General features: G+C 72.9%; 5 protein-coding genes. 2 read left to right on the top strand and 3 right to left on the bottom strand.

Annotation, left to right across the window (positions count from 1 at the left end; all coding sequences use genetic code 11):
• Window positions 1-423: 423 nt before the first annotated feature.
• The 3 genes from VGR37_13375 to VGR37_13385 are packed head-to-tail and all read right to left on the bottom strand — an operon-like array spanning window position 424 to window position 3,766.
• Window positions 424-1,245 carry an FAD binding domain-containing protein gene (locus VGR37_13375; GenBank protein ID HEV2148387.1) on the bottom strand — a complete coding sequence of 274 codons (822 nt, stop codon included), beginning with the start codon at window positions 1,243-1,245 and terminating at the stop codon, window positions 424-426.
• Entirely contained in the window at window positions 1,242-1,664 is a 423-nt protein-coding gene (locus VGR37_13380; GenBank protein HEV2148388.1) for a (2Fe-2S)-binding protein, read from the bottom strand. The genes VGR37_13375 and VGR37_13380 overlap by 4 nt, the downstream gene beginning before the upstream one ends.
• Window positions 1,649-3,766 carry a xanthine dehydrogenase family protein molybdopterin-binding subunit gene (locus VGR37_13385; GenBank protein HEV2148389.1) on the bottom strand — a complete coding sequence of 706 codons (2,118 nt, stop codon included), beginning with the start codon at window positions 3,764-3,766 and terminating at the stop codon, window positions 1,649-1,651. Before VGR37_13385 ends, VGR37_13380 begins: the two co-directional genes overlap by 16 nt.
• Before the next feature lie 170 nt (window positions 3,767-3,936).
• Between VGR37_13385 and VGR37_13390 the strand changes: the two genes are divergently transcribed.
• Both VGR37_13390 and VGR37_13395 read left to right on the top strand, forming a co-directional pair.
• The gene (locus VGR37_13390) at window positions 3,937-4,506 is read left to right on the top strand and encodes a nucleoside deaminase (GenBank protein ID HEV2148390.1); all 570 of its coding nucleotides are present in this window, start codon (window positions 3,937-3,939) and stop codon (window positions 4,504-4,506) included.
• A gap of 87 nt (window positions 4,507-4,593) precedes the next feature.
• Window positions 4,594-5,919 (top strand): hypothetical protein, encoded by a 1,326-nt coding sequence (locus tag VGR37_13395; GenBank protein HEV2148391.1) that lies wholly within the window; start codon window positions 4,594-4,596, stop codon window positions 5,917-5,919.
• Window positions 5,920-6,090 lie beyond the last annotated feature (171 nt).

Here is a 6,090-nt window from a genome sequence, read left to right on the forward strand (position 1 = left end):
CCGCTCCGCCGGGCCCGCGCGTGCGCGGGGCGGGCGGCCATCGGCCTCGCCGGAGGTGCGGATCGTGTGTGAGGTGGCGGACCCGATCATCCTCTCTCGAGGTGGGGGTGCACCGGAAAGGCGCCTGCATGGGGCGTGGACGGGAGGACGGATCCATCGGAAACGCCGGAGGCGCCGGGGGATCCGGTCCCGCAGGGGGCGGAAGCGACGGCATTTTCCGGACCAGAGGCGGAGGAGCGGGCGGGTAGGGTTCGTGCCGGAGGGGACTTCCCTGGGGAGCGCGCGGGGAGGGGTGGTTCGGGGACGGTGGTGGGCCGGTGTAACGTGTACCGGAACAGGGGGCGGCGGACGACATCGTTTCGTTACCAGCGGGGTGGAGTGCGTTGCCACGACCCCCGGCGGGGAGGATCCGGGCGCGTCCGCTCAGGCCGTCTCCTCCCACCACTGGCGGAGCAGGTTCGCGGCGACCTGCAGCCGGTACGCGGCGGTGGAGCGGACGTCGTCGATCGGGTGGAGCTCCGTGCGGAGCAGGCGCTCCGCCTCGTCGACGGAGCCGCCGGAGGCCAGGCACCGCTCCGTCTCCGGCGCCCGCACCACCGTGGCCGCCACGCTCCCGAAGGCGATCCGGGGCTCCGGGCCGCGGATCCCGGCCATCACCACCTTGCTGATGGCCTGCGCGGCGCGGGTCCCCACCTTCCGGAACCACTGGCGCCCCTCGACGCGCGGGACCTCCAGCGCGACGATCAGCTCGTCGGGGCGGATGACCGTGGCCCGGTAGCCGGTGTACAGGCCGGTGACCGGGACGCGCCTTTCCCCATCGAGGCTGCGCAGCACCACACTTGCGTCCGCGGCCGCGAGCACGGGGAGCGTGTCCGCGGCGGGGGAGCCGTTGGCGACGTTCCCGCCCAGGGTGCCGCGGTTCTGGATCTGCGCGCCCCCCACCTCGCGCGCGGCGGCGGCGAGCGCCGGGAGCCACTCGCGCACCGCCTCCGAGCGGACCATCTCCGTGTAGGTGGTCAGCGTCCCCAGGCGGAGGACGCCGTCCGCGGCCGCGATCCCCCGCAGCTCGTCCAGCCCCCACAGGTCCATGAACCGCCGCGCCGGCTCCGTGCCGAAGTGGAGGCCGACGAACACGTCGGTGCACCCGGCCAGGGGCACCAGCGGCCCCTCGTCCCGGAGCATCCGCAGCGCTTCGTCCAGCGTGCGCGGGCCGCGCAGCTCCAGCCCCGTCGCCGCGGCGCTCATGCGTTCAGCACCGCGCGGTAGATGGCCTCGTAGCCCGTGCAGCGGCACAGGTTCCCGGCCAGCCCGGCGCGGACCTCCTCCAGCGACGGGTCGGGACCCAGCGCCGCCGCGGCCAGGATCATCCCCGGCGTGCAGATGCCGCACTGCGCCCCGCTGAACTCCGCGAAGGCGCGCTGGAGCGGGTGGTCTCCGCCCAGCCCTTCGATCGTCAGCACCTCGGCGCCGTCCACCTGCCCGAACGGCACCAGGCAGGAGACGACGGGCGCCCCGTCCAGCAGCACCGTGCAGGCGCCGCACTCCCCTTCGCCGCACCCCTCCTTGGTGCCCGTGAGGCCGCACTCCTCGCGGAGCACGTCCAGCAGGCGGCGCATGGGGTGCGCCTCGACCTCCGTCTCCGCCCCGTTCAGCGTGAAGCGCATGCCACCTCCATGATGGTTTCGGGAAGCGCCGGGATCGAGCGCAGGTCCAGCCCGACGTGGCGGATGGCGTTTACCAGCGCCGGTGCGGGCCCGTCGATCGGCATCTCCCCCACGCCCTTCGCGCCGAACGGGCCGTACCCGCTCGGGTTCTCCAGCACCACCACGTCCATGGGCGGGGTGTCCAGGGTGGTGGGGATGGTGTAGTTGGTGAGCGTGGGGTTCGCCATGGCGCCGCCCCGCATCACCACGTTCTCGTTCAGCGCCCAGCCGATCCCCTGCGCCGTGCCGCCCTCGATCTGCCCGACCACCATGGTGGGGTGGATCGCCTTGCCGACCTCGTGCACGATCGTCATGCGGAGCGGCCGCGCCTCGTAGGTGACCGGGTCCAGCTCCACCTCGGCCACGTCGCACCCCCACCCGTAGGCGGCGTAGGCGTCGCCCGTGTACTCGGTGTCGTCCCAGGAGATCTCCTCCGGCTTCTCGAACTGCCGGGTGACGGCGAGCGGGCCGTGCTCGCGGAGGTACTCGCCGGGGGTCAGGCCCCCCAGCCGCTCGCGCATCTCCTCCGCGCACTGCTGCAGGATCCTGCCCACCACCATGCAGGTGCGCGACGCCACCGTGGGGCCGCTGTCGGGGACCTGCGCGGTGTCCGGCTGCACCACCTCCACCTGCTCGTACGGGATCCCCAGCGCGTCGGCGACGATCTGGGCGTGCATCGTCCGCGTCCCCTGCCCCATCTCCACGCTCGCCACGCGGATGCGCGCGCCGGTCTCGGTGGCCTCCAGCGTGGCCCGCGACGCCAGGTAGATCTCGCCGCTCCCGGTGAAGCCCGAGCCGTGATAGAAGAGCGACACGCCGATCCCCCGGCGGGTCCCCGCGTACTCGGCGCGCCTGCGGTGGTAGTCGGAGCGCTCCACGGCCGCCCGCAGGGCCTCCAGCGCGCTGCAGTCCGCGCCCATCACCTGCCCCGTCGCGCTGGTGTCGCCGGGGCGGAGCGCGTTGACCTCGCGCAGCCGCACCGGGTCCATCCCCAGCGCCTCCGCGACCCGGTCCATGTGCACCTCCATGGCGAACTGGGTCTGCGGCGCCCCGAAGCCGCGGAACGCCCCGTTGGGAGGCGTGTTGGTCATCACCGCCCGCCCCGTGATGCGCGTGTGGTCGCAGCGGTAGGGCCCGGCCGCGTGGATGCACCCGCGCGAGAGGACCACGGGGCTGAGGGTGACGTACGCGCCCCCGTCCATCAGCACGTCGATCTCCATGGCGACTAGCCGCCCGTCGCGCGTGACGCCCGTGCGGTGCCGGACGACGGAGGGGTGACGCTTGGTGGTGGCGACCATGTCCTCCACGCGGTCGTACACCATCTTCACCGGCCGCCCGGACTTGCGCGCCAGCAGCGACGCGTGCCCGGCGAGGATGTTGGGGTACTCCTCCTTCCCTCCGAACCCGCCTCCCGTCTCCGTCTGCACCACGCGCACGCGGTCGTCCGGGAGCTGCAGCAGCACCCGCACCGCCTTGTGCACGTAATACGGGCACTGGAGCGAGCCGTAGACGGTCATGGTCCCGTTCCCGGGGACGGCGATCACCCCGTTGGGCTCGATGTAGACGTGCTCCTGGTGTCCGGTGCGGTAGGTGCCCTCCACCACCACGTCGGCCCGCGCCATGGCCGCGTCCGCCTCGCCCTTGCGGATGCGGATCTCCTTGAACACTGTGGGCGACCGCTCCGGATCGAGCACCGGCTCGGCGGCGTCGTACTCGATCCGCACCTGGGCCGCCCGGAGCCGCTCCCGGTCCTCGTGCGCCAGCAGCAGGATGGGCTCGGCGAAGTGGTTGACCTCCTCCGCCACCAGGAAGGGCTGGTCGTCTTCGAGCAGAGCCACGAAGTTGCAGCGCGGGCCGGGGATGTCCCGGTAGTCCACGATGGTGAAGCCGTCGCGGTCGAAGTCCAGGTGGATGGAGCGGATGCGCCCCCGGGGGATGGTGGAGCGGATGGTCCGCCCGTACAGCATCCCCGGGAAGTGCAGGTCGTCCACGTACCTGGCCGCGCCGGTCACCTTGGCGGTTCCGTCCTTGCGCGAGACGCTGCGGCCGACGGCAGGAATCATGCGGTCCCGGGGTGGTGAGGATGACGACGCCGCGACGCCCGCGGCGCGGCAAGCTCAGGAACAGATAAGGAATTTTCGCCGAAGCGCAATCGGCCGGCATCGCCTATCGCCGTGTAGCCAGGCGTATGTTGCGCGCAGCGTCCCGCTTCGCCAACCCCGGAGAGCCCCAGATGCGAATCCCCCCCATCACGGTCGACTACCCCGACTGGGTCGCGCCGCTGATCGACTGGGACCGGCGCTACGCCACCGACGAGGAGAGGATGAGGCTCGCGATCGAGGTCTCGCGCGAGAACGTGGTGCGCGGGACGGGCGGCCCCTTCGGCGCGGCGATCTTCGAGGCGGAGAGCGGCGCGCTCGTGGCGGTGGGGATGAACAGCGTGGTGCGCCTGAACAACTGCACGCTCCACGGCGAGATGGTGGCCTTCATGATGGCGCAGGCGCGGCTCGGCAGCTTCACCCTCCGCTCGGCGGACGGCCCCGCGTACGAGCTGGTGACCTCGTGCGAGCCGTGCGCCATGTGCCTGGGCGCGACGCTCTGGAGCGGCGTCACCCGCGTGGTCTGCGGCGCGCACCGCGACGACGCGCGGCGCCTGAACTTCGAGGAGGGGCCCGTCTTCCCCGAGTCGCACGCGTACCTGGAGGCGCGCGGGATCGAGATCGTGCACGGCGTGCTCCGGGAGGAGGCGAACGCGGTTCTGGAGATGTACCGCGCGCAGAAGGGGATCATCTACAACGGGTGAGGAACGGAAGTGGGGGAGTGCGAAAGTGGGTGAGTGCGTGAGTGCGAAAGTGCGTGGCCGCGGGAGCGCGGTGACGGGGGCGTGGACATGAGTCGCGCGCCCGGGCGTGCGGGGCTGGAGGCGGCGGCGGCGCGGCTCCGGACGGCGAACCTGGCGTTCGCGGCGCGCTACCCCGGCGAATCGGCGCTGCGGCAGCCGGTGCACACGGTGTACGCGGGCGCCCACCTCTTCCGGCACGACTCCGCGGCCCGGCACGGGGAGCTGGCGCTGGCCGCGCTGCGGGAGTACGCGCCGTCGCCGGAGGACTTCGCGGGGGCGCTCGGGATCGAAGGGGGGAAAGGCGCGGAGGAGCTCTACGCGCGGGTCGTGGAGAAGCTGGAGCGCGAGCCGGTGGAGGACTTCCGGCTGGACTTCGAGGACGGATACGGCGTCCGGCCGGACGCGGAGGAGGACGCGACCGCGGTGTCCGCGGCGGAGGAGGTGGCCCGGGGGATGGAGGCCGGGACGCTCCCCGCGTACGTCGGGCTGCGGCTGAAGTCGCTGGCAGAGGAGACGCGGGAGCGGAGCGTCCGCACGCTGGACCTGTTCCTGGCCCGTCTGCTGGAGGCGGCGGGCGGGCGGCTCCCCCCCGGCCTCCTCTTCACCGTGCCGAAGGTCACCATCCCGGAGCAGGCGGCCTTCTTCGCCGACGTGCTGGAGACGCTGGAGGCGCGGTGGGGGCTGGCGGAGGGGACGCTCCGCTTCGAGCTGATGGTGGAGGTGCCGCAGGCGGTGATCGGGGCGGACGGGAGGGTGCCGCTGCCGGGCTTCCTGGACGCTGCGCGCGGACGCCTGGCGGCGGCGCACTTCGGCACGTACGACTACACCTCGGGGGTGGGGATCACGGCGGCCCACCAGGGAATGCGGCACCCGGCCTGCGACTTCGCGCGGCACGTGATGCAGGTGGCGTTCGCGGGGACCGGGGTGTGGCTCTCGGACGGCTCGACCGCCGGGCTCCCCGTCCCGGTGCACGAAGGTCCATCACCCACGGACGGGGAGCGGCGCGAGAACCGCGAGGCCGTTCACCGCGCCTGGCGGATGCACTTCGACGACGTGCGGCACTCGCTCGTCCACGGCTTCTACCAGGGGTGGGACCTCTACCCCGCGCAGCTCCCCACCCGCTACGCCGCGGTGTTCGCGTTCTTCCTCGCCGGGCGCGACGCGGCCGCGCAGCGCCTCCGCGGCTTCCTGGCGAAGGCGGCGCAGGCGGGCGACGCCTTCGACGACCCGCACGCGGGGCAGGCGCTGCTCAACTACTTCCTGCGCGGGGTCGGCTGCGGCGCCTTCTCCGAAGCCGAAGTGCTGGAAGAGACGGGCCTCACCGGCGAGGAGCTACGGGGGCGGTCGTTCGCCGGCATCCTCGCGAACCGGTAGACGCGCGACGGCCCAGGATCGGGGCAGCTAGCAGGTGTCGAGATGATCGCCTGCAGCTCGAAGGCCATGGGGCGTCCTATCGATTCCGGGGCAACCGGAGGTGGTGACCGGGAGGCGGGGGGAGGCTCAGCAGGCGGTGCGTTTGTGTGAGCCCGCGCAGTCACCCCGGTC

This window comes from Longimicrobiaceae bacterium, from assembly GCA_035936415.1.
In the GTDB taxonomy this organism is placed as follows: domain Bacteria; phylum Gemmatimonadota; class Gemmatimonadetes; order Longimicrobiales; family Longimicrobiaceae; genus JAFAYN01.

What these genes read in the sequence shown, in the direction of transcription:
- VGR37_13375 (HEV2148387.1), bottom strand. Translation starts at nt 1,245, where the DNA reads ATGAGCGCCGCGGCGACGGGGCTGGAGCTGCGCGGCCCGCGCACGCTG.
- VGR37_13380 (HEV2148388.1), bottom strand. Translation starts at nt 1,664, where the DNA reads ATGCGCTTCACGCTGAACGGGGCGGAGACGGAGGTCGAGGCGCACCCC.
- VGR37_13385 (HEV2148389.1), bottom strand. Translation starts at nt 3,766, where the DNA reads ATGATTCCTGCCGTCGGCCGCAGCGTCTCGCGCAAGGACGGAACCGCC.
- VGR37_13390 (HEV2148390.1), top strand. Translation starts at nt 3,937, where the DNA reads ATGCGAATCCCCCCCATCACGGTCGACTACCCCGACTGGGTCGCGCCG.
- VGR37_13395 (HEV2148391.1), top strand. Translation starts at nt 4,594, where the DNA reads ATGAGTCGCGCGCCCGGGCGTGCGGGGCTGGAGGCGGCGGCGGCGCGG.